Annotated in this window: 20 protein-coding genes; 18 read left to right on the top strand and 2 right to left on the bottom strand. The window is 44.2% G+C overall.

Annotated elements, in window-relative coordinates:
* Window positions 1-18 precede the first annotated feature (18 nt).
* The 13 genes from uppS to tilS all read left to right on the top strand — a co-directional run bounded on the left by uppS (window position 19) and on the right by tilS (window position 16,460).
* Entirely contained in the window at window positions 19-819 is an 801-nt protein-coding gene (gene uppS / locus JK628_RS15900) for a polyprenyl diphosphate synthase (RefSeq protein ID WP_202285743.1), read from the top strand.
* 20 nt (window positions 820-839) lie between these two features.
* A complete protein-coding gene (locus JK628_RS15895) occupies window positions 840-1,697 on the top strand; it encodes a phosphatidate cytidylyltransferase (RefSeq protein ID WP_202285741.1) in 858 nt (285 codons plus the stop codon).
* A gap of 4 nt (window positions 1,698-1,701) precedes the next feature.
* A complete protein-coding gene (ispC, locus tag JK628_RS15890) occupies window positions 1,702-2,892 on the top strand; it encodes a 1-deoxy-D-xylulose-5-phosphate reductoisomerase (protein ID WP_202285739.1) in 1,191 nt (396 codons plus the stop codon).
* Window positions 2,893-2,906: 14 nt separating this feature from the next.
* Complete coding sequence (gene rseP / locus JK628_RS15885; protein ID WP_202285737.1) at window positions 2,907-4,277, top strand: sigma E protease regulator RseP; 1,371 nt, start codon at window positions 2,907-2,909, stop codon at window positions 4,275-4,277.
* 31 nt (window positions 4,278-4,308) lie between these two features.
* Entirely contained in the window at window positions 4,309-6,792 is a 2,484-nt protein-coding gene (bamA, locus tag JK628_RS15880) for an outer membrane protein assembly factor BamA (protein WP_202285735.1), read from the top strand.
* 59 nt (window positions 6,793-6,851) lie between these two features.
* Window positions 6,852-7,349: an OmpH family outer membrane protein gene (locus JK628_RS15875; RefSeq protein ID WP_202289846.1), complete on the top strand. Its 498-nt coding sequence runs from the start codon at window positions 6,852-6,854 to the stop codon at window positions 7,347-7,349.
* A gap of 4 nt (window positions 7,350-7,353) precedes the next feature.
* Entirely contained in the window at window positions 7,354-8,370 is a 1,017-nt protein-coding gene (gene lpxD, locus JK628_RS15870; RefSeq protein WP_202285733.1) for a UDP-3-O-(3-hydroxymyristoyl)glucosamine N-acyltransferase, read from the top strand.
* A gap of 39 nt (window positions 8,371-8,409) precedes the next feature.
* Window positions 8,410-8,871, top strand: coding sequence for a 3-hydroxyacyl-ACP dehydratase FabZ (gene fabZ, locus JK628_RS15865; protein ID WP_202285732.1), 462 nt, complete (start codon window positions 8,410-8,412; stop codon window positions 8,869-8,871).
* A complete protein-coding gene (gene lpxA, locus JK628_RS15860) occupies window positions 8,868-9,638 on the top strand; it encodes an acyl-ACP--UDP-N-acetylglucosamine O-acyltransferase (protein ID WP_202285730.1) in 771 nt (256 codons plus the stop codon). Before fabZ ends, lpxA begins: the two co-directional genes overlap by 4 nt.
* Window positions 9,639-9,707: 69 nt before the next feature.
* Window positions 9,708-10,877, top strand: a complete 1,170-nt coding sequence (gene lpxB / locus JK628_RS15855) for a lipid-A-disaccharide synthase (protein WP_202285728.1) — start codon at window positions 9,708-9,710, stop codon at window positions 10,875-10,877.
* On the top strand, window positions 10,877-11,485 hold the full coding sequence (gene rnhB, locus JK628_RS15850) for a ribonuclease HII (RefSeq protein WP_202285726.1): 609 nt from the start codon (window positions 10,877-10,879) through the stop codon (window positions 11,483-11,485). Before lpxB ends, rnhB begins: the two co-directional genes overlap by 1 nt.
* Window positions 11,486-11,634: 149 nt before the next feature.
* Window positions 11,635-15,105, top strand: a complete 3,471-nt coding sequence (gene dnaE / locus JK628_RS15845) for a DNA polymerase III subunit alpha (RefSeq protein WP_202285724.1) — start codon at window positions 11,635-11,637, stop codon at window positions 15,103-15,105.
* 2 nt (window positions 15,106-15,107) lie between these two features.
* Complete coding sequence (tilS, locus tag JK628_RS15840) at window positions 15,108-16,460, top strand: tRNA lysidine(34) synthetase TilS (protein ID WP_202285722.1); 1,353 nt, start codon at window positions 15,108-15,110, stop codon at window positions 16,458-16,460.
* A 44-nt stretch (window positions 16,461-16,504) separates the two neighbouring features.
* Here the strand turns inward: tilS and dgcS are convergent, their stop codons facing one another.
* On the bottom strand, window positions 16,505-17,395 hold the full coding sequence (gene dgcS, locus JK628_RS15835; protein ID WP_202285720.1) for a diguanylate cyclase DgcS: 891 nt from the start codon (window positions 17,393-17,395) through the stop codon (window positions 16,505-16,507).
* A 167-nt stretch (window positions 17,396-17,562) separates the two neighbouring features.
* On the opposite strand from dgcS, the gene JK628_RS15830 reads away from it, so the two are divergent.
* The 4 genes from JK628_RS15830 to JK628_RS15815 all read left to right on the top strand — a co-directional run bounded on the left by JK628_RS15830 (window position 17,563) and on the right by JK628_RS15815 (window position 21,391).
* Window positions 17,563-19,512 (top strand): monovalent cation:proton antiporter family protein, encoded by a 1,950-nt coding sequence (locus JK628_RS15830; RefSeq protein ID WP_202285718.1) that lies wholly within the window; start codon window positions 17,563-17,565, stop codon window positions 19,510-19,512.
* Between the two features lie 453 nt (window positions 19,513-19,965).
* Window positions 19,966-20,346 carry a YybH family protein gene (locus tag JK628_RS15825; protein ID WP_202285716.1) on the top strand — a complete coding sequence of 127 codons (381 nt, stop codon included), beginning with the start codon at window positions 19,966-19,968 and terminating at the stop codon, window positions 20,344-20,346.
* 101 nt (window positions 20,347-20,447) lie between these two features.
* Window positions 20,448-20,855, top strand: coding sequence for a DoxX family protein (locus JK628_RS15820; RefSeq protein WP_202285714.1), 408 nt, complete (start codon window positions 20,448-20,450; stop codon window positions 20,853-20,855).
* Window positions 20,856-20,908: 53 nt separating this feature from the next.
* Complete coding sequence (locus JK628_RS15815; RefSeq protein ID WP_202285712.1) at window positions 20,909-21,391, top strand: YybH family protein; 483 nt, start codon at window positions 20,909-20,911, stop codon at window positions 21,389-21,391.
* 84 nt (window positions 21,392-21,475) lie between these two features.
* Here JK628_RS15815 and JK628_RS15810 read toward each other — a convergent pair whose 3' ends face one another.
* Entirely contained in the window at window positions 21,476-22,378 is a 903-nt protein-coding gene (locus tag JK628_RS15810) for a LysR family transcriptional regulator (RefSeq protein ID WP_202285711.1), read from the bottom strand.
* A gap of 201 nt (window positions 22,379-22,579) precedes the next feature.
* Between JK628_RS15810 and JK628_RS15805 the strand changes: the two genes are divergently transcribed.
* Entirely contained in the window at window positions 22,580-23,563 is a 984-nt protein-coding gene (locus tag JK628_RS15805) for a zinc-binding dehydrogenase (RefSeq protein ID WP_202285709.1), read from the top strand.
* Window positions 23,564-23,589: the final 26 nt, after the last annotated feature.

The following is a 23,589-nucleotide window of genomic DNA, read 5'->3' as shown; positions in this document are numbered from 1 at the left end:
TTTTAAGGGTAGTAATAGATGTCATTCGATTCCCAATCTGACACTCATTTGTCAGAGGCATTACCAGAAGATTTTTCAGCTTTGGTAAAACAGTCTATCCCTAAGCATGTTGCTATCATAATGGATGGTAATGGGCGTTGGGCGCAGGCGCAAGGGAAGCCAAGAGTTGTTGGTCATAAGGCTGGCGTCAAGGCGGTTAGACGGGCGGTGAGTACTGCACGTACCCTAGGAGTAGAATCATTAACCTTGTTCGCCTTCTCCAGTGAGAATTGGCGTCGACCTGATAAAGAGGTCAGCTTGTTAATGGAGCTGTTTTTTACGGTGTTGCAACGCGAGTTAAAGTTGCTGACTAAAAACGGTGTGCGACTCAATATTATCGGTGACATTAGTCGCTTCTCTGCGCGTCTGCAGAAGCAAATTGCAGTGGCAGAAGAGAAGACGGCTAAAAATAGTGATTTGGTGTTAAATGTAGCGGCCAACTATGGTGGTCGTTGGGACATTATGCAAGCAACACAAAAGCTGGCGGTGAAAGTTGAAGCGGGTGAGATGAGTAGCGAACAGTTCACCGAAGAAGCTTTAAATGAGCAGCTATGCATGCATAATCAATCTGAAGTTGATTTAATGATCCGCACCGGTGGCGATTGTCGAATCAGTAATTTTGTACTTTGGCAGGCAGCATATGCGGAGTTAGTCTTTACTGACACGTTATGGCCAGATTTTGACGAGGATGCTTTCAAAGATGCCGTCGTTAAGTTTGCTAGCCGACAGCGCCGTTTCGGTTTGACTGGTACTCAAATTGATACTATTCGCGCTTTGTAATTATAAATGAGGGCAGTTTTTTGCTAAAACAACGAATAATAACAGCAATATGGTTAATCCCCTTAGTTTTCGGTGCCATATTTGGCTTGCCGACTGAGTACTTTTCATGGGCACTTTTGGGAGTCTTTTTAATTGCCGCTAAGGAGTGGGGGCGTATCATTGATAGTCAGTGTGAAATGACTCAGTGGAGCTTCGCCATCACTATTGGTGTTCTGCTGATCGCGCTCAATATTATGGTGCCAGCCGACGAGATTTGGTTTAAAGGTATGATGCACCCCATATTCTTAGGGGTGATAGCAATGGGCGGGCTGTGGTGGCTTATCTCATTTATGATGGTGATCTCGTATCCGCGCAGTGCAGGCTTTTGGAAAAAGAGCCACATGCTTAAATCCATGTTCGGCCAGCTTACCTTAATCCCATGTTTTGTTTCTTTATTGTCTCTCAAAGCGTTAAGTACTGAAGCATCTCCTTACTACGGTGGCACTTTAGTATTTTTAGTGATGCTAGTTGTTTGGGCTACTGATTCTGGTGCTTATTTTGCGGGTAAATCATTTGGTAAACGAAAGCTGATGCCAAATGTGAGCCCTGCGAAAACCATCGAAGGCTTACTAGGTGGACTTGCAACAACGATGTTAATTGTTGCTGGTGTGATGTATTTTTCACCTGAACAAGAGCTTGGTTTATTGATTGCTGTGACTTTATTTACCGCGCTAGCATCTGCAGTTGGTGACTTGTCTGAAAGTATGTTTAAACGAGTGGCTAAGATAAAGGATTCGGGCACGATCTTACCGGGTCATGGTGGGATATTAGACCGCATTGATAGCTTAACGGCCGCATTACCAGTGTTCACCTTAATCTATATAGCTTTTTGGATGTAACTATATGCAAAACATGGTGGTTTTAGGGGCGACAGGCTCTATTGGTGCGAGTACGTTAAGCGTCATGGAGGCTAATAGCGAGCAATATCGTGTATTTGCATTAGTGGCCAATACCAATGTTGAAAAAATGCTCGAGATCTGCATTAAGCACCGCCCTAAAGTTGCGCATATGGTTGATGCAAAAGCCGCTAATCAGCTTAAGTTGCAGCTACCAAATCATCTAGCCATTGAAGTGAGTACAGGGGAAGATGAGCTTTTATCACTTGTCAGTAGTGCAGAAGTTGATACCGTCATGGCGGCAATTGTCGGTGCGGCTGGTTTGCCTTCGACCCTTGCTGCAGTTAAAGCGGGTAAGCGAGTATTATTGGCAAACAAAGAGTCTCTGGTAATGTCCGGTGAACTCTTTATTGAGGCGATGCAAGCATCTGGTGCACAAGTTTTGCCGGTCGACAGTGAGCACAATGCGATTTTCCAATGCTTGTCTGAGCGAAACCAGTTGGAGGTTGGTCGATGTGATTTAACGGCCGCTGGTGTATCACACATCTTGCTAACAGGATCTGGTGGACCTTTTCTAACATCTGATCTATCAACACTCTCATCGATGACTCCAAAGCAAGCCTGTAAGCACCCTAACTGGTCGATGGGCCGTAAAATCTCTGTTGACTCAGCGAGCATGATGAATAAAGGCTTGGAATATATCGAAGCCCGTTGGTTATTTAATGCCAGTGCCGAGCAGCTGAAGGTGGTTATCCATCCGCAAAGCGTGATCCACTCTATGGTGCAGTACCGTGATGGCTCTGTTATTGCGCAATTGGGCAACCCAGATATGCGTACTCCCATTGCTCATTGTATGTCGTTTCCGCAGAGAATTAACTCAGGAGTTGAACCTTTAGACTTTTTCAAAGTCGGACAGTTAAGCTTCTTAGAACCTGATTTTAATCGTTTCCCTTGTTTGGCGTTAGCGATAGAAGCATGTAAACAGGGACAAGAAGCGACCACAGTGATAAATGCCGCTAATGAAATTGCAGTACAAGCATTTTTAGATGGCAAGATACGTTTTACCGATATAGCAAAAATCAATGAACAGAGTTTGATGAACGTAACAGCAGATTCATTAACCAATATTGACGATATTATGGCGCTTGATAGCCAATCACGTCGATATGCATTCGAAGCGGTTAGTCAACTCAACTAGTTCAGAGGAAGGGAATGATAGATTTTTTTTGGAACCTAGGTTCTTTTATTGTTGCACTCGGCATTTTAATTGCCGCACATGAGTATGGCCATTTTTGGGTGGCAAGAAAATGCGGTGTTAAGGTTGAGCGTTTTTCAATTGGTTTTGGTAAAGCAATTTGGCGCCGAACAGGTAAGGATGGCACTGAATATGTGTTAGCGATGATCCCTCTTGGTGGTTACGTCAAGATGCTTGATGAGCGTGTCGATGACGTGCCGGAAGAGCTAAAAGATCAAGCCTTTAACCGAAAAAATGTTTGGCAACGCATTGCTATTGTCAGTGCCGGCCCAATAGCAAACTTCATTTTCGCCATTATCGCACTATACGCCATGTATCTAATTGGTGTACCGGCAATTAAACCGATAATAGATTCTACGATAGCCGGCTCGCCAGCTGCGCAAATTATTGTAAAAGAGCCTCAACAAGTGCTATCCGTTGGCGGCCAAAAAGTTAGAGACTGGGAAGAGGTGAATCTCGCACTTGCTGGTCACATAGGTAATGAGCAGGTCACAATATCAGTCGCGCCGTTAAGCCGCCTCGAAGGCACTAACACGGGTGAGCAAGAATATACGCTAGATACTCGGGATTGGAAATTCGACCCAGAAAAAGAATTACCGATAACGGCTATTGGTTTAGGCATGTACCGACCACAAATTTTGCCGACACTAGCCATGGTTAGTGAAGATGGAGCCGCTGGGCTTGCAGGCATAAAAGTGGGCGATATATTGGTTGCGATTGACGGCGAGCGTTATACCGAATGGCAACGATTTGTTAAAATAATTCAACAGTCAGCAGATAAAAGCGTCGATCTCACGGTGAGAAGAGACGGAGAGCAGCTCACACTTAAAGTGACACCTAAGTCACGTGAAAACGCTGCCGGCCAAATTGAAGGTGTGATAGGAGTGGCTCCTACAGCAGAACCTTGGCCAGAAAACATGAAGTTACAACTAGAGTATGGTTTTTTAGACTCATTTCCGGTTGCAGTAGATAAAACATGGCAACTTGTCTCCGTCAGCATTAAGATGATCGGCAAGTTATTTACTGGTGACATTTCAGTTAAAAATCTGAGTGGGCCAATTTCTATTGCACAAGGTGCAGGAAATAGTGCTAATGTCGGGTTGGTTTACTTTTTAGGTTTTCTTGCTTTGATTAGCGTGAACTTGGGCATTATTAATCTTTTGCCTTTGCCAGTGCTAGATGGAGGACACCTTTTGTATTACTTCGTTGAAGTGATAACAGGCAGGCCTGTACCTGAAAAGGTTCAGGAAATTGGATTCAGATTTGGGGCAGCATTGCTGTTGATGTTGATGAGTGTAGCGCTCTTCAATGACTTTTCCCGACTCTGAGCAAGGACAGACAAATAATTAGAAGTGCTCTATGAGATTGAATAAAATTTTTGCCTCGATGTTATTAGTCGGAGCGTCTTTTTCAGGGAACGGTTGGGCTGATACATTCCAACCTTTTGAAGTAACGGATATCCAAGTTGAAGGTTTACAGCGAGTCGCACTCGGTGCAGCTTTGCTAAACCTACCTGTTAAGGTCGGTGATACTGTTGATCAATTAAAATTGCAACAAGCGATTAAGAGCTTGTACGCGTCAACTAACTTCGAAAAAATTGAAGTGTTACGCGACGGTAATGTTTTGGTGGTTAAGGTCACCGAAAGGCCGACAATTAGCTCTGTTACCTTTGAAGGTAACAAAGATATTAAAGATGAACAGTTACAAGAAAGCCTTGACGGTTCAGGTGTTAAGATTGGTGAGTCGCTAGACCGCACCATGCTATCTGGCATCGAAAAAGGTCTACAAGACTTTTATTATGGCGTGGGTAAATACGGCGCTAAAGTAAAAGCTGAAATTGTAAATCTACCGCGTAATCGCGTTGAACTTAAGTTCACCTTTACCGAGGGCCTCGCTGCCGAAATTCGCCAAATCAACGTTGTTGGAAATAGTGAATTTAGCGATGAAGAGCTGATCGGTATGCTTGAACTCAAAGATTATGTTGCGTGGTGGGATCTGTTTGGCGAACGCCGTTATCAGAAACAGAAACTACAAGCCGATTTAGAAACCATTAAAACCTATTACCAGAACCGTGGTTATATTCGATTTGATGTGACTTCAACTCAAGTCGCCATGACGCCAGACCGTAAAGGGTTGTACATTACCATTAATGTCGATGAAGGCGAGCAGTATAAAGTTTCAGAGGTTAACTTAACCGGCGATTTGATGGGGAGAGAAGAGTTACTTCAAGCTATTTTACCTATCAAAGAAGGCGACATGTATAACGGCGGCGATGTGACATTTACCGAAGAGATGTACGGTAAATACCTCGGCCGTTATGGTTACGCTTACCCTGAAGTTAAAACGTATCCAGAGATTGACGACGAAACAAAAGAAGTGACGTTGAACATCAATGTAAAGCCTGGTAAACGCGTTTACGTGCGTAATATTAACTTCACAGGTAACACGGTGACTAAAGATGAAGTGATGCGTCGCCAATTGCGTCAAATGGAAGGTGCTTGGTTGAACTCCGCTCAGGTCGAGTTATCTAAGTCTAATCTCAACCGTTTGGGTTATTTTGAAACCGTTGATACTGAAACAGTACAGGTTCCCGGTACGGACGACTTAGTCGATGTCGCGTTTAACGTGAAAGAGCAGCCATCCGGATCATTTAACGCAGGTGTTGGTTATGGTACTGAATCTGGCCTTAGCTTGCAGTTCGGTGTTCAGCAAAGTAACTTCTTAGGTACAGGTAACCAAGCCGGTGTGAACTTGAACACCAACAAGTACTCTAAGAACGTTAACCTGTCATTTACTGATCCTTACTTTACTAAAGATGGTGTCAGTCTTGGTGGTAGTATTTATTGGAGTGAGTTTGATGCCGATGAAGCTAACTTAGAAGCCTATAAAAACAGCTCTTATGGCATTTCATTAAATTCAGGCTTTCCTATCAATGAATATAACCGAATAAACGGTGGTATAGGCTATCGTCATAACGAAATTTCAGAGATTTCAGCCTACGAACAAGCGATTCGTTTCTACGATATCTACCGAGATTCGGATGATCCAAATGCTGGGTTGAGTTTCGATAATTTCGAAATGAGCTTAGGTTGGTCGCGTAGCACATTAAACCGTGGTACGTTCCCATCAAATGGTTCGTCACAGCGTCTAAACGGTAAAATGACGGTACCAGGTTCTGATCTACAATATTTTAAAGCCGACTTTGATACTAACTTCTACTTCCCGATAGACCGTAGTCAGAGTTTTGTACTGCTTACTCGCGCTAGACTTGGTTATGGTAACGGTTATGGTAAGTTTAACAGTAATGACCAGATCTTACCTTTCTGGGAGAACTACTACTCAGGCGGAAGCAGTTCATTACGTGGCTTTAAGTCGAATTCGGTTGGTCCACGTTCATTCTACCTTTACCGTGGTAGTGAGCCTTGCTCGCCGGATCCTGCTGGAGGCAATTGCTCTTTACCAGGCGATCCAAATCAAATTCAAGTTAGTTCAGGCCGCTCAATTGGTGGTAATGCCATTGCGACAGCCAGTTTCGAGTTAATTGTCCCTACGCCATTCTTAGATGAAGCGTATAGTAACTCTGTTCGCACAAGCTTCTTTGTGGATGCGGGTAACGTATGGGATACTGAGTTTGACTATGAGTCGTATCGTTATCTTCCAGTTGAAGAGTTTGATAAGCTTGAAGATTATAGCGATCCGAGTCGTATTCGTGCCTCTTGGGGCATGAGCGTGCAGTGGTTATCACCGATGGGACCTATGGTGTTTAGTCTTGCATGGCCAATCAAGGAGTACGAGGATGATGAAACAGAGATCTTCTCGTTTAATATTGGTAAAACTTTCTAAAAATAATTTTAATGTAATCGGCAAGTTTTGCTGAGATAAAGGAGTATGTTTTGAATAAGATGTTAAATCGCGCAATGATGGTTTTGGTTCTTGTAGGTGCCCCATTAGCAGCACAGGCTGAAAAAATCGCAGTGGTTGATATGCAAGCGGTATTTGAGCAACTACCACAGCGCGAACAGGTTAACGAAACCTTGAAAGCTGAGTTTGGTGATCGTGTTGCTGCGGTTCAAAAGATGCAAGAAGAGCTTCGTGGTTTGCTTGAAAAGCAACAACGTGATGCAGCCTTAATGAGTGATTCGCAAAAGACTGATATGGTTCGTAAAATGGAATCAATGAAGGCTGAGTTACAACTTAAAGGCAAAGCACTAGACGAAGATATGCGTCGTCGCAACGGTGAAGAGCAAAATAAACTGTTGCTTGAAGTCCAAAAAACAATCAATACAATTGCTGAAAAAGAGCAGTATGACATGGTGTTACAACGTGGTGCGGTTATCTACGTTAAGCCAACAGCCGATATCAGCAACAAAGTTGTTGAAGCACTAGGTAAAGGCAAGTAAATAGATGAAAAGCTATACTTTAAGAGTACTGGCTGACCATTTAAATGCAGATGTTCAAGGTGACGAGTCAGTTGAGGTATCAACTGTCGGCACCTTGGACAGTGCAGGTTTAGGTCAAATCTCTTTTTTGGCGAATTCAAAATATCGCTCGCAGCTGGAAACAACAGCTGCGTCTGCGATCTTGATGACGCCTACGGATGCTGACGGTTTTAAAGGCAACGCAATCTTGCTTAAAGATCCGTATGTTGGCTTTGCTCGTATTGCCCAACTTCTCGATACTACGCCTAAAGCGGCAGACAATATCCACCCTTCAGCACAAATAGCAGCTTCTGCTATGCTAGGAGAGGGTGTCGCCATTGGCGCTAATGCGGTCATTGGAGACAATGTTGTTCTAGGCAATAACGTGCAAATAGGTGCCGGAAGTGTGATAGGCCAAGATAGTGTTATTGGCTCTAACTCTTTGTTATGGGCCAATGTGACCGTCTACCATAATGTTCATTTAGGCCAAGACTGCATTATTCACTCGGGTACCATATTGGGCTCTGATGGATTTGGTTATGCCAATGAACGTGGTCAGTGGATTAAAATTCCACAAACGGGTGGCGTGCGTATTGGCGATCGCGTTGAGATTGGTGCTAATACGACTGTCGACCGTGGTGCGATAGCACATACCGAAATTCATGACGGTGTTATTATCGATAACCAAGTCCAAATTGCCCACAATGATATTATTGGCGCCAATACCGCAATCGCGGGTAGCACGGTTGTCGCAGGCAGTGTCACTATCGGTAAGCATTGTATTATTGGTGGTAATTGTGCGATTTCTGGCCACTTGAGTGTTTGTGATGGTGTTCATGTAACAGGCAGCACAAATATTACCAGTATGATACGAGAGCCTGGTGTATATTCTTCAGCTACCGTCGCCATGGACAACAAGCTGTGGCGTAAAAACACAGTTCGCTTTAGACAGCTTGATGGGCTTTTTCAGCGTGTTAAGTTGCTTGAGAAAAACGCAAAGTAAAATGATTAGCTGCCTTGGGCAGGTTAAGGAATAAGTTTCGTGTCAAATCAATTGAATACAATGGATATCAAAGAGATCCTAAAGTTTTTACCTCATAGATACCCATTTTTATTGATTGATAGAGTATTGGATTTCACCCCAGGTGAAACCTTACATGCTATCAAAAACGTCACTATTAATGAGCCATTTTTTCAGGGACATTTCCCGGTTCAGCCAGTGATGCCAGGCGTGTTGATTTTAGAAGCAATGGCGCAAGCCACTGGGCTTTTAGCATTCAAGACGATGAGTGATGCACCTTCTAATGATGCATTATACTATTTTGCCGGTATCGACAAAGCACGTTTCAAGCGTGTTGTTGAACCTGGTGATCAGATACATTTTGAAGTAAAAATGATTAAAGAACGCCGCGGGATCGGCGTCTTTACCGGTGAAGCCAAAGTGGATGGCGTGGTTGTTTGTTCAGCCGAAATTATGTGTGCTCGTAGAGAGATTTCTAAGTGATCGATAAATTAGCTTACATCCATCCAGATGCCAAAATTGGCAACAATGTCACAATTGGTCCATGGACCTATATTGGTGCAGACGTTGAAGTTGGCGACGACTGTTGGTTTAGCTCACACGTTGTTGTGAAGGGACCAACTGTCATCGGCAAAGGTAACAAGTTTTATCAATTCGCCTCAGTAGGTGAAGATTGCCAAGATAAAAAGTTTGCCGGTGAAGCAACGCGCCTTATCATTGGTGACAACAACGTTATTCGTGAGTCGGTAACCATACATCGTGGTACCACCCAAGATAATTGGGAAACCCGAATAGGTTCAGATAACCTATTTATGGCTTATGTGCATATTGCCCATGACTGTGTGGTTGGTAACAATGTCATTATGTCAAATAATGCTTCGATCGCTGGTCATGTACATGTTGGTGATTTTGCCATTCTTGGTGGCATGACAGGTGTGCATCAGTTTGTGAAAATTGGTGCCCATGCATTTACAGCAGGTTATTCTTTGGTACTTAAAGATGTGCCACCGTTTGTGATGGCTTCTGGTCAGCCAGCAATCCCAAGAGGACTGAATAGTGAAGGGCTTAAACGCCGTGGATTCAGTAAAGAGTCACAACTCGCTGTTCGTCACGCGTATAAAGCACTTTATCGCAATGGTTTAACCGTTGAAGAAGCGGTTGAGCAATTAAAGGAGACCGCGATTGACGACGAACAAGTTAAGTTGTTAGTTGACTTTATTGCGTCCTCTACTCGAGGCATTGTTCGATAGTTAGCTTAAAAAAACCCGTTACCAACGGGTTTTTTCTTTCTCATTGATCCACAAAATAGACTCTTCTCTATGAGCATAAAAACACCTCCTATATTTGCCATAGTCGCCGGAGAAATCTCTGGTGATATTCTTGGTGCCGGATTAATAAAGGCACTTCAAAAAAGCTATCCAAACGCTCGATTTGTCGGCATTGGTGGTCCACGTATGGATGCATTGGGCTTTGAGTCTCTTTTTTCTTATGAAGAACTCGCAGTAATGGGGATTGTTGAAGTGTTATCGCGCTTGCCAAGACTACTCAAAGTACGGGCGACGTTGATTGAAGAGTTGATGCAGATCCAACCTGACTGCTTTATCGGTATCGATGCTCCTGACTTTAATATTGGACTTGAGTTAAAGCTCAAATCTCGTGGTATTAAAACGGTACATTATGTTAGCCCTTCGGTGTGGGCATGGCGCCCTAAACGCATTTTTAAAATTGCTAAAGCAACCGATATGGTGTTGTCATTGTTGCCTTTTGAAAAAGCTTTTTATGATAAGCATGACGTGCCTTGCACCTTTGTTGGCCATACGCTTGCCGATGATATTGAGCTAGAAAGTAGCAAAGCGGATGCAAGGACTTTACTGGGGTTAGATCCCACTGCTGAATACTTAGCGGTACTGCCAGGCAGCCGTGGCGGCGAGCTTAAACAGTTAGCCGAACCTTTTGTTAAAGCGGCTCATTTAATTAAGCAGCGTTATCCAGATATCAAATTTGTTACCCCATTAGTCAATAAGAAACGTCGTGAGCAGTTTGAATTAGCGCTGAGTACGTATGCGCCAGATTTAGAGATTCACTTGGTCGAAGGCCATTCTCGTGATGTGATGGCTGCTGCTGACTGCATCTTACTGGCGTCAGGCACGGCAACACTCGAAGCCATGCTAGTGAAAAGACCGATGGTGGTGGCTTATCGCGTCAGCCCTATCACCTATAAGATTGCTAAAGGGATGATGCTAACAAAGCGTTACTCGCTACCGAACTTACTGGCTGATGACGATGTTGTTGAAGAGCTTATTCAGGCCGATTGTACTCCCGAAAAAATTGCAGATGCAGTCGCTTTGCAGCTTGATAATGATTTTACCCCATTACATGATCGATTTATGGCAATGCACATATCGATAAGACGCGATGCAAGTGCTCGCGCAGCAGATGCGGTTATTAAGTTAATCGAAGCAGATGAATTAGCCGAGGATTTAAAGTAATGGCCGTTATAAAAGATATTACTCCAGAGCAAGTCGCTCAGATCTGTATTGGACAATACGCCGGCGTCGATGAAGTTGGCCGCGGCCCATTGGTGGGCAATGTAGTTACTGCTGCAGTCATACTCGATGCTAATAACCCTATTGCTGGCTTGAATGACTCTAAGAAATTATCCGAGAAAAAGCGTGAGTTGTTGTTTGATGAGATCCAGCAAAAAGCGCTGAGTATCTCTATCGGTTCAGCATCGCCACTCGAGATTGATGAACTCAATATTTTACAGGCGACCATGTTAGCAATGCAGCGTGCAGTCGAAGGGCTAACGATTAAGCCTACTTCAGTGTTAGTCGATGGTAACCGTACCCCTGACTTTGGTGTGCCGAGCCATGCAATTATTAAGGGGGATGGTTTGATTGATGCGATAAGTGCAGCATCAATCATTGCAAAGGTTGTGCGCGACCGAGAGATGGACCTGCTCGCAGCTAAACACCCTGAGTATGGTTTTGAGAAGCACAAAGGCTATCCAACAAAAGCGCACTTCGAAGCCTTAGCACAACATGGCGTGCTAGCTGAGCATCGTAAAAGTTTCCGACCAGTTCGAGAGGCGATGTAACATCCCCAAGCCGTTTGAGTATAAATAGCTATAAAGTCACTCATCTGCCAGCAGGGTGACTAGTTTAACTTGTTTGCTGCTAGCCCTTGTTTTACTCTAGTTAGATCCATTGTTTGTCGTCATCTACCTAAAAGAAAGATACTCCATATATGTCTGATCCTCGTTTTGTGCATTTGCGCGTCCATAGTGACTTTTCAATGTCTGATGGACTGTCTAAGGTTAAACCTATTCTTGCTAAAGTTAGCGAGCTGGGAATGCCTGCAGTCGCGTTAACCGATCAGACTAACATGTGTGGATTGGTCAAGTTTTATGGTGGCTGTCATGGCGCTGGTATCAAACCGATTATCGGTACAGATTTTTGGGTACAAGTGCCTGGGTTTGATGAACTCTGCTCAATAACCGCAATTGCGATGAATAACGAAGGTTATTCAAGCTTAACTCTACTGATAAGCGATGCTTATCTCCGCGGTCATATTGATGATAAAGCGGTTATCGACCATGAGTGGCTCGCTAAATATAACGACGGTCTTATTTTACTTTCAGGTGGACGTCATGGTGATGTTGGCCGTGCACTCTTAAAAGAAAACCCTGCACAGGTAAATTCATTGGTCGAGTTTTATCAAAAGCATTTTCCAGACCGCTATTATCTTGAGTTGTTGCGTACCGGCCGACCTGATGAAGAGCGATACTTACATCTAGCTGTTGAGCTAGCGCAAGAGAAAGATCTGCCAGTGGTTGCCACTAACCAAGTGGTGTTTAATAAACCAGAGCAGTTCGAAGCACATGAAATTCGCGTGGCCATTTCTGATGGTTTCACACTTGCGGATCCTCGCAGACCGAAAAAATACAGTGAGCAACAGTATTTCAAGAGCAGCGAGGAGATGTGCGAACTATTCGAAGACATCCCTGAAGCGATACAAAATACCGTTGAGATTGCTAAGCGCTGTAATGTTACGGTACGTTTAAATGAGTATTTTTTGCCTAATTTTCCTACCGGTGACTTATCGATTGAAGACTTTTTGGTCGATGTTTCGGAAAAGGGACTGCAGGAGCGGTTAGAGTTCCTATTTCCTGATGCACAAATCAGAGCCGAGAAACGGCCTGAGTACGATGAGCGTTTAGACATCGAACTTAAGGTGATTAACGAGATGGGCTTCCCTGGATACTTCCTTATTGTGATGGAGTTTATTCAGTGGGGAAAAGATAACGATATCCCCATCGGTCCAGGCCGTGGTTCTGGGGCTGGGTCGTTGGTGGCTTATGCGCTTAAGATCACCGATTTGGATCCGCTAGAGTACGACCTGCTGTTTGAGCGATTCCTAAACCCCGAACGTGTCTCAATGCCTGATTTTGATGTCGACTTTTGTATGGATCGACGTGATGAAGTTATTGACCATGTAGCAGATCTCTATGGCCGTGACGCTGTATCGCAGATTATTACATTCGGTACCATGGCGGCAAAGGCCGTTATTCGTGATGTTGGCCGTGTACAGGGGCACCCATACGGTTTTGTCGATCGTATCTCAAAAATGGTGCCTGCAGAACCAGGTATGACCTTGGCTAAAGCGTTTGAAGTCGAACCAGCGCTGCAAGAGTCCTATGACGGCAGTGAAGAGGTCAAAGATCTCATCGATATGTGCCGTATTCTGGAGGGCGTAACACGTAACGCCGGTAAGCACGCCGGTGGTGTGGTTATTGCGCCCACTAAGATCACTGACTTCTCGCCAATCTATTGCGATTCAGAAGGTCTTAACCCCGTTACCCAGTTTGACAAAAATGACGTTGAGACCGCTGGTCTGGTTAAATTCGATTTCTTGGGTCTAAGAACACTCACCATTATCGACTGGGCCCTGCAAATGGTGAACAGCGTTAAAGACAAAACCGGCGAAGAACATGTTCGCATTGAGTCGATACCGTTGACTGATCCTAAGTGTTTTAAGCTATTACAAAAATATGAAACCACTGCGGTGTTCCAGTTGGAATCTCGCGGTATGAAAGATCTGATTAAGCGTCTTCAACCGGATTGTTTTGAAGATATGATTGCGCTAGTAGCCTTGTTTAGACCGGGACCTTTGCAATCAGGCATGGTAGATAACTTTATTGAGCGTAAGCACGGTCGAGAAGAGGTATCTTATCCTGATGCTGAGTATCAACATGAATCGTTAAAAGAGCTGTTGTCGCCTACCTATGGCATTATTTTGTATCAAGAACAGGTAATGCAGATAGCACAGGTGCTTGCAGGTTATACCCTGGGCGGCGCGGATATGTTGCGTCGTGCTATGGGTAAGAAAAAACCTGAAGAGATGGCGAAGCAGCGCGGAACATTCGAAGAGGGCTCGATTAATAATGGCGTCGATGGTCCGCTATCGATGAAGATCTTCGATTTGGTGGAAAAGTTCGCCGGTTATGGTTTTAACAAATCGCATTCAGCGGCATATGCATTAGTATCCTATCAAACGCTTTGGCTTAAAACCCACTACCCAGCACAGTTTTTGGCTGCGGTAATGTCAGCGGATATGGATAACACCGATAAGATTGTGATCCTAGTTGATGAATGTGAACGCATGGGCATACCGCTTATTCCGCCAGATGTGAATAAGGGCTTGTTTAAATTTACCGTTGATGATGAAACTAATATCGTCTACGGCATTGGCGCGGTCAAAGGTGTTGGTGAAGGGCCGGTTGATTCGATTTTAGAAGCCCGCAAAGATGGTCCATTTACTGACCTATTTGATTTCTGTGCCCGAATCGATCTGAAAAAGCTCAATCGCCGGGTGATTGAAAAACTCATTTGTGCGGGCGCGTTGGATAATCTAGGCGCGCACCGAGCTTCATTAGTCGCAACGCTACCTGAAGCAATAAGGGCGGCTGATCAGCACGCCAAAGCTGAGGCATTGGGTCAACATGACATGTTTGGTTTGCTCAACAGTGAGCCCGAAGACGACAAGCAGCAATTTGTTGAATGTACCCCTTGGCCTGATAAAGTCTGGCTAGAGGGTGAGCGTGATACCTTAGGATTGTACTTAACGGGTCACCCAATCAACCAATACTTAAAAGAGCTTAAGCATTACACCTCCGGGCGCTTGAAAGATGTGCACCCAACCGATCGCGGTAAAACAATGAAGGCCGCAGGTCTGGTTGTTGCAACGCGTGTGATGATGACTAAACGTGGCTCAAAGATGGGCTTAGTGACACTCGACGATAAGAGTGCTCGTTTAGAGGTAATGCTGTTCACTGAAGCGTTTGAGAAGTTTAACCACCTGCTTGAGAAAGACCGTATTTTGATCATTGAAGGCGAAGTCAGTTTTGATGATTTCTCCGGTGGCAACCGTATGACGGCGCGCAGCATTATCGACATGGGTGAAGCTCGTAGCCATTTTGCTAATGCGGTAGAGGTTGATCTGGAGTCTGAAGATATCAATGAAGATTGGCTAAACCGTTTTCAATCGGCTGTTGAACCGTGGAAAAATGGCGCGGTCCCAGTACTCATTAATTATAGGCAACCCGAAACTAAAGCGCAGTTTGCGCTAGGTGATGAGTGGCGCGTCAACCCAACGGATGACTTGATGCTGGCGCTTGAATCGTTAACAGGCTCAAATAAAGTCAGGATTGTTTTTTAGCGATGAATATTGCTCAGTTAATTGATACATGTGTGGCTCGGTTACCAGTCGCCTTATTGACCGCACCACAAAAAATTGTGTTGGCCTATAGTGGTGGCGTAGATTCAGAAATTTTAGCCCATGGTTTAGCTGAGTATGCCAAACAGCATCCCCTGTTCGATTATCAGTTAGTGCATGTGCATCATGGGTTAAGCGCCAATGCCAATGATTGGGCTCTGCATTGCCAAGCACAGGCTAAGAAGTATCAGCTTGCTTGTACTGTTGCGCGGGTTAAGGTCGAGATAGCAGCTAGAACCAGTGTCGAGGCACAGGCTCGTTCGGTGCGTTATGAGGCCTTATTAGCGCAGATGCAGCCAAGTGATATATTAATGACGGCACACCACCAAGATGACCAGCTAGAAACCATTCTATTAGCATTGAAACGTGGGCTGGGGCCAAAAGGTTTATCTGCGATGGGTAAGGTACAGCCATTCGACAAAGATAAGTGGCTTATTCGACCGTTACTCGACTTAAGTAAGAACGATGTTGAAGCATATGCCAAAGCCAAGGGGATTTGTCATATTCAAGATGAGAGTAATTTTGATGAAAAATATGACCGAAACTTTTTGCGCCGTTCTGTCATCCCAGTATTAAAACAACGTTGGAGCGCCATTGCTGCAACCGCTAGCCGCAGTGCTGAACTGTGCGCAATGCAGCAAAGTGTCGTTGATGAAGAGTTGGCCATACGATTACCGCTAATTCAATGCGAGCAGGGCGGTGAGTGTGTCATCAACCTCGCGGCCTTTGCACAGCACTCTAAAGCATGGCAAGCATTACTACTACGTGGACACATGGATGCTCTAGGATTTGCTCCGCCATCAAAAGTACAAGCAGAGCAAATTATTACCCAGCTACTTGATGCAAAAGTTGATGCTAATATTGAGGTAAAGTTGACCGATGTGTTAATAAAACGCTTCAAAGGCGCTGGATATTTTTTACCGATAAGAGCAGCAAAACACTTTAGCAATGTCGCAGTATCATCAATAGATGAGCTATTAGCTGCGGGTGTCGTCTATGGTCATAAAAAGCGTGTTAAAGCGACGTTAGCCACTAACTCTGGTGTGCGTTTCCCCCGCGCTGATGAAGAGGTTACCATTGAGTTTGCTTTGCCAGGCAGTACCCGTTGCCAACCACAAAATCGCAGTAAGGGCAGAGAGTTAAAGAAACTTTGGCAAGAGTTTGCAGTGCCACCGTGGATGAGAGCTAATGTCCCATTATTGTGTTATGACGGTAAATTGGTCAGTGCAATAGGCTATTGGGATGAGAAAGCCTTTGTTTGTGCTGAAAATGAAACGGGCCTCAACTTTAAGCGATAACTCGCTAGATGCGCCGCGATAAGAACTAATAGGCGGCGTGAAATTTAAGAGTCTTTAGGCTGAAAAGCGCTATAGCACTGTCTACCAGCAGCTTTTGCTTGGTACAACGCGCTATCAGATTTTTGATACAGGCTTTGCTCTGTATCGCCCAGTAGCCACTGCGCAATACCTAAACTGGTTTTGACTTGGTAACCCACTAAGTTGGAGTGTTCTTCAAGGGCAATTAAAATTCGCTGACAAAGAACTGCTGCTGCTTGCGAATCTCCTTGAACCAAAATAGTAAATTCATCTCCACCTATCCGAAAAGCTTGATCGGTATCTCGAATGACACAGGTTAACATGTTGGCAAACGCGACAAGTGCCTCGTCACCTAGTTGATGGCCATAGCGGTCATTGAGCTGTTTGAAGTTATCAAGATCTAAGGTCACTAAAGAGAAGGTGCTATGGCTTCGTTGCGCGCGAGCAATCTCTTTCTTTATCTGCTCAAGATAATAGTGACGATTACCTAAATTTGTCAGTGCATCAAACATCGCTTGCTTTGATACTTCTTGGAATTGAATTGCATTAAATAACGGCTGCAACACTAAGTCCTGTAGCTGATTTAAACGTTGAGCTTGCGACGGCACCAGAGGGGCTTTTAGGTTATAGTTAACTTTCACGCTGGTGTCAGCGAATGTGAGGTGTTGCTCAATTGAATAGCCACCTTGGCGACCCCAGTTAAAATGGTACTGTTTATAAGTGAGTTGTACGCCGTGAAGCGGCAAGTATTGCCCCATGATTTTGCCGAAACAGGCAAATACTGTCCGCGGGTCTAAATGTTGGTGTAGTTGCTGGATAATTTTGACGAGATCAAGTTCCAACGTGTAGGCCGGTTCAACATCAGCTTGTACACGATATTCGTTAGGAAAAAACTCGGTCGCTAGGCCAAATTCCATGTTCTCTACTCCAAATTAATTAGCGGTATTACCAATAAGTTACAAAGCAAAAAATGTGCCGAAATGTGTACTAATAATATTTGTCTTTATTTCTCATTCAGTTACTCTCTTTATTAGCTGAACCTATTTTTCAGTGACAGCATTTTGACTAGGAGTAAATCACGCGCATGGAACACAGCTTTCTGATCCAAATACTGCTTATGCTGGTAGTGGCAATCGTCTCTATTGCCATACTAAGACGCGCCGGACTTCCTGCTATTTTGGCGTATTTGGTTACCGGGATTATTAGTGGACCAAGCGGATTTCACTGGTTCTCACAGCATCAGATGCAATCGGTGGCAGAGCTCGGTGTGGTGTTATTGATGTTTAGCCTAGGTCTGGAGTTTTCCCTACCACGGCTGTGGGCAATGCGTAGAACGGTATTTGGCTTGGGTAGTGCGCAAGTGCTAGTGACCGCTACATTAAGTATGGTTATCGCTCTGCTGTGTAATTTGAGTGTGACTGAGTCCATCGTGGTCGGCTCTGCTATTGCATTATCTTCAACCGCGATAGTATTGAAATTACTCAACGAGCAAGGATGGCTACGCCGTCGTCATGGTGAGCTTTCAGTGAGTGTGCTGTTGTTTCAAGATATAGCCGTCGTGCCGTTACTCATTTTATTACCGCTGTTAGCTAGCGATGGTGCACCATTGCTGTTGAGTGATGTGGCTTACGCATTGTTGAAAGGTATTTTAGCCTTCATTGCATTAATGGCATTCGGTAAATGGGCCTTGCCAAGGTTGTTTGATGAGGTGGCGCGTTCACGTTCTAATGAACTGTTTGTATTATCGACACTAGTAGTAGCGTTAGTCACTGGGGCAATTACTCAATGGTTAGGGCTATCTATGGCGTTAGGGGCCTTTATGGCCGGTATGCTTTTGAGTGAAAGCCAATACCGCCGTCAGCTTGAAGCAGATATTCGCCCCTTTAGAGATCTATTGATGGGACTATTTTTTATCTCAATCGGTATGTTGCTCGATTTTCAGCTTGTAGCGCAGTTTTGGTGGCAGATCATTTTAGTGCTTATCGCGGTGATCTTAGGCAAGGCATTAGTGGTTTTCTCGCTATTAAAGCTCGCTAAAGAGTCATTTAGAGTCTCAGTATCAACGGCCCTTAGTTTAGCGCAGGTGGGTGAATTTAGTTTTGTGGTGTTGGCGTTAGCGGTTAATTATCAACTGCTTGATATTAAAACGAGTACGACGTTAGTGATGGTGGCGGTGTTATCCATGGCGTTTGCTCCTTGGCTGGTTCGCCATAGTGTCGATATTGCAAGAGTGCTGCAAGGACTTAAACCCAAGCCAGAAAAAAGTGAACCCATTGTTGTTAATGCCGATACGGCTGACGATCTTGTTTTGATCTTAGGTTACGGCCGTGTTGGGCAAACGATTGCAAGGTTTATGAAAACTGAAGCTATCCCCTATATTGTACTCGACCTTGACCCTAAGCGAGTGTCTGAAGCCAGAACCGCGGGTGAACCGGTTTATTTTGGAGATGTCTGTAAGCGAAGTATTCTTAAACAAGCTCATGTACGCCGCGCTAAATTAATTGTCATCACTTTTAGTAGTGAACGTATTCTAGAGGAGGTACTCCCCTTGTGCCGCCAATTGGCACCAGAGGCCAAAATTTTAGTGCGTACTCGGGATGATTCTGGCATGGAAGAGCTAGAGGAGGCAGGGGCAAGCCAAGTGATCCCAGAAACCTTAGAGGGTAGCTTGATGTTGGTTTCTCAGGTGCTGTATCAATGTGGTGTACCGTTAGCTAGAATTCTCAAGCGCTTGGAGTCGGAGCGGCGTAACCATTATCAATATCTGCACGGATTCTTCTCTGGCGCTGAGACTGACTTTACCCTTGAGCTGCTACACGCAGTGGCATTGCCAAAGGGTGCCAATGCCGTTGGAAAGACGCTCGCTGATATCCCCTGGGATAAGCTCAGAGTCGAGCTACGAGCTGTTCGCCGTGCAGGGGCTGAAGTGGATAATCCTGAATTAGATTGGCAGATAAAACCGGGTGATATTCTAATTTTGCTTGGAAAACCAAGACGGATAGAGAAAGCCGAAACCTATTTATTACAAGGTTAATCGCCGTGACGGCTTTTCGTTGGCAACCTAAAACATTCTCTTGCGAGGTGCAATATTTGCTGAAGACTTAACAGTTAAATGTGTGTCTTAACTCAGTACAAGTAGCCTATAACGGGCTACTTTGTTGTTTCTACCTTCCCTAAATAACCATCATTTTGATTATAACTATCTGTAATAATAAATATATCTGACTATTACAGTTCTGGCTTTTCTAATGTAATTCCTGCTTACATCTCACTATGGTAACTCTAGCTAGTCGCTCAGCTTTCCAATTATGGAATAGCTATTCTCGAAATGACGGGCTAATCAGCTTCCTAATTCTTGGTTAAAGTAGCGTCACTTACTTGAGAGCGACATGACAAATATCTTTATTGGTCGTCGGGATCAAGTTTATCAAACATTAACTTTAATCATCTAGCAGCTAGCTAGTGAGAGTATTAATTAGGAAAAACCATGAACACTGAAATTAACCAACTTATTAACCGTTACGCACAAGTGCTAAATAATGCCGATACTCGAATTTTGCGAGAAGTATTTACAGCTGATGCCGTTTTTATCGGCCAGCCTTTCCCTACAGCGACAGGTATTAAAGCGATAGAGGCAACTTACAAGGCCTTTCTTTCCCAGCTCGATTTTAAGGTGCAGTTTGAAGTATTAGAGGTGGAGTTAGGGGAAAGCATAGGTTACGTGCAAACCCGCTCTTCTGGCTCAATTGTACCGAAAGGACAAACCGCAGACGGTGGTGAAGGAAATAGAGAGTTGTTTGTTGTGAAAAAAATAGACGGTAACTGGAAGCTACATCGTTACATTTTTAATGCTGAAATCAACGCATAAAGTGCGTATTCACTGCAGCAAATAACTTAAAACTACCACCCAGCTAAGGTATGTAAAACCTTAGCCGGCATGTTCAAAATTGAAAAATAGAGAAATACATTATGAAAAACACCATATTCACTACACCAGAAAATACCGCTTTGCTTATTGGCCGAGTATTGATAATCGCTCTTTTTATGATCTCCGGTTTAGGCAAGATCGCTAATGTTGAAGCAACTCAAGGCTATATGGCTGCGATGGGAATGCCTGCCAGTTTGATTTGGCCAGCTATTGCACTTGAGGTTGGCGGGGCACTTGCGGTGCTATTAGGATTTTTTACCCGTCCGTTAGCTTTACTATTTGCCGTTTATTCGGTGATCTCAGCTTTGGTATTTCACGCCAACTTTGATGACCAGATGCAAGCCATCAATTTTTGGAAAAACATCTCTATAGCTGCTGGATTCATTTTCTTGTGGGTCAGTGGACCAGGACGTTACAGCCTTGAAGCATGGTTAGCCAATAGAAAGTAAATACTGATAGCACTGTTTACTCAGTTCAAATGAATTTAAATAGAGGTAAAGTTATGTTTTCCATGTTCAGTCCCGTGATGAAATTTATATTGTTGTTGATTGCTTCGGTCTTTTTCAGCAGTGCCAATGCCGCAGTAGGTAAAAATGAGTCCGATGGGGAGTATATGCAGGTTACTCAATTGGTCAAAGAGTACCAACAGGCACTCAATGAAGGCAATGGTGCAGCAGTCAGAGAACTGTACACTGCAGATGGTACCTTTGTTGGTCAAGGTTTCCCAACGGCGCAAGGTAGTGACGACATTGTCGCGCTTTATACTGATTTTTTGTCAAAACTAGATTTTAATATTCAGTTCGATATTAAAGAGCTGAAATTAGGGGAAGAGTACGGATTTTTACGTACTGCGTCCCATGGCACTATTGTTCCTAAGGGAGTTACGCCTTCGAAGCAGGAGGGAAACCGTGAGGTGTTTTTACTAAAGAAGGTTACTGGCCATTGGAAATTCTACTATTACATCTTTAACTCTGAGGTAAAGTGAACATAATCAATGAAGTAAAATAGCCCTTAAGGTAATCCCTTAGGGGCTATTTTGTATATAGGATCACTTGCCTTTTTCTAGGCTTCACCTATCCAATAGGTTGAAAAGTGAATCGTCTTGGCTGTGTTTTGCGCAAAACTCAATGCAGAAATCAATATAGGTTTTGGCAATGTTAGATAAGTATTTGCGCGAAGGGTAGAGCAGATGCAGGTCAAAAGCCGGTAAAGGGTAGTCCGTAAGCAGCTCAACGAGTTCACCGCTTTTGATAAACTTATTGACCATAGTCGGCGGCAGTTCACCTATCATATTCCCTTTACGAACCATCGCTAAAATAGGCGCGTAATCATTACAGGCAAATTGAGGGGTGATGGCGGTTCTTCTATCACCCAACTGCCAGTAGTCGTTACCTAGGCGATTGACGAAAGCAGCCAATGGCAAATCAGTTAGATCATCAGGTGTCTTTGGTATTGAGTGTCGCTGTAAAAATTCAGGACTAGCGACGAGTACATGTCGGTAACTACCTAACTTGCGAGCGACAGCTAGCTGGTGTTTGAGCTCGCCAACCCTTAATACAACATCAATTCCGTCTTCAACAAAGTCAATTCGACGTGTGGTGCAAATGATCTCTAACTGTACTTTAGGGTAGCGTTTATAAAATTCATCTATAAGGGGCTCCCAAGCATCCACATTAGGAGGAATTGAGATCCGTAGCGTTCCAGATAGGTTGTCCTGACTCTCCTGCATCGCGATCTTGCCAGCAGATATCTCCTCAAAGCCACGAGATGCAAAAAGGTACAGCGTTTTGCCTGCGTCGGTGAGATCTAAGCTGCGGGTTGAGCGCTCCAATAATCGCTGATCGAGTTGTGACTCTAACTCACTGATACGACGGCTGATTGTTGATACTGGTGTGTGCACCTTTCTAGATGCAGCAGAAAAGCTACCTTGTTGCACTACATGCACAAATAATTGTAGTGAGTTTAAGTCCATATTTTGCTCCTACAAATTTAGCGATAAATTATTGCTAATAAGCGAATGCTATTATCCTATTAATATAGGGTAATTTTTAAAGTATCGCACTTACTATTCCAAATATGGAAAGCAAGTTCTCACATTTATGGACTAATCAGCTTGCCACTACTCGATTATTATTCTTCCCGTTCTCAACAATTAACTTTTAGGAAAATAATCATGAAAGCAATCGTAGCGTTACAACCTGGCAATGCAGATGTATTAGAACTTCGCCATGTCGAAGAGCCCCAAGTTCAAGAAGGGGAAGTGAAAATCAGAGTGAAAGCATTCGGCCTTAATAAAGCCGAAAGTTATTATCGCAGTGGAAACTACGGCACTTTTGTTGCCAACCAAGCTTTGGGTATAGAGGCCGCAGGTGAGGTGGTAGAAGATCCAAGTGGTGAGTTTAAATTCGGTCAAAAAGTAGTGACAGCCATGGGGGGCATGATGTTTACACGTCACGGCGGTTATGCTGAATATGTGACGGTACAACGTGAAAATGTTGTTGCTATAGAAAGTCAAATCGCCTTTGAGGCGTTAGCAGCACTACCAGAGCTATATTTAACGGCTTGGGGAGCACTCGATGGCAACCTAAAAATCGAAGCTGGACAAACCCTATTGATAAGAGGTGCGACGTCAGGGCTCGGAATGGCTGCATTGACTTATGCTAAAGCTAGGGGGGTGACAGTGCTAGCGACCACTCGGCAAGTTGGCAGTGTTGATAAGCTTAAGGCGCTTGGTGCTGACCACGTATTAATTGATGATGGTGACATAGAAAAGCAGGTGCGTGCGCTTTATCCCGAGGGAATCGATAATGCGCTTGAAGTGGTCGGCGCAGCGACGGTAAAAGACACAATGAAGGCCATCCGACTATGGGGGCAAGTGGTTGTTGTTGGCTTATTGGGCGGTGCGCCAGTATTAAGTAGTTTCAATTTAATGGGGGATTTACCTAATACAGTAAAACTCAGCTTCTTTGCAAGCGGACTACTCGGTAGCGATGCGCTACCGTTACATGAATCGCCCATTAATTGGATTGCAGAACAAGTTGAGAGTGGTGCAATGCCAAGTATCGTCAGTAAGGTGTTTAACTTTGATGAGATCCAGAAAGCTCACAGATTACTTGATAGCAATACAGCATTAGGAAAAATTGTGGTAAAAGTGTAGTCACTCGTTTTTGTAAGGATACAAAA

The organism is Shewanella sp. KX20019, from assembly GCF_016757755.1.
In the GTDB taxonomy this organism is placed as follows: domain Bacteria; phylum Pseudomonadota; class Gammaproteobacteria; order Enterobacterales; family Shewanellaceae; genus Shewanella.
Note: the sequence above shows the minus strand (reverse complement) of the source record. Positions and strands in the feature narration are given on the sequence as shown.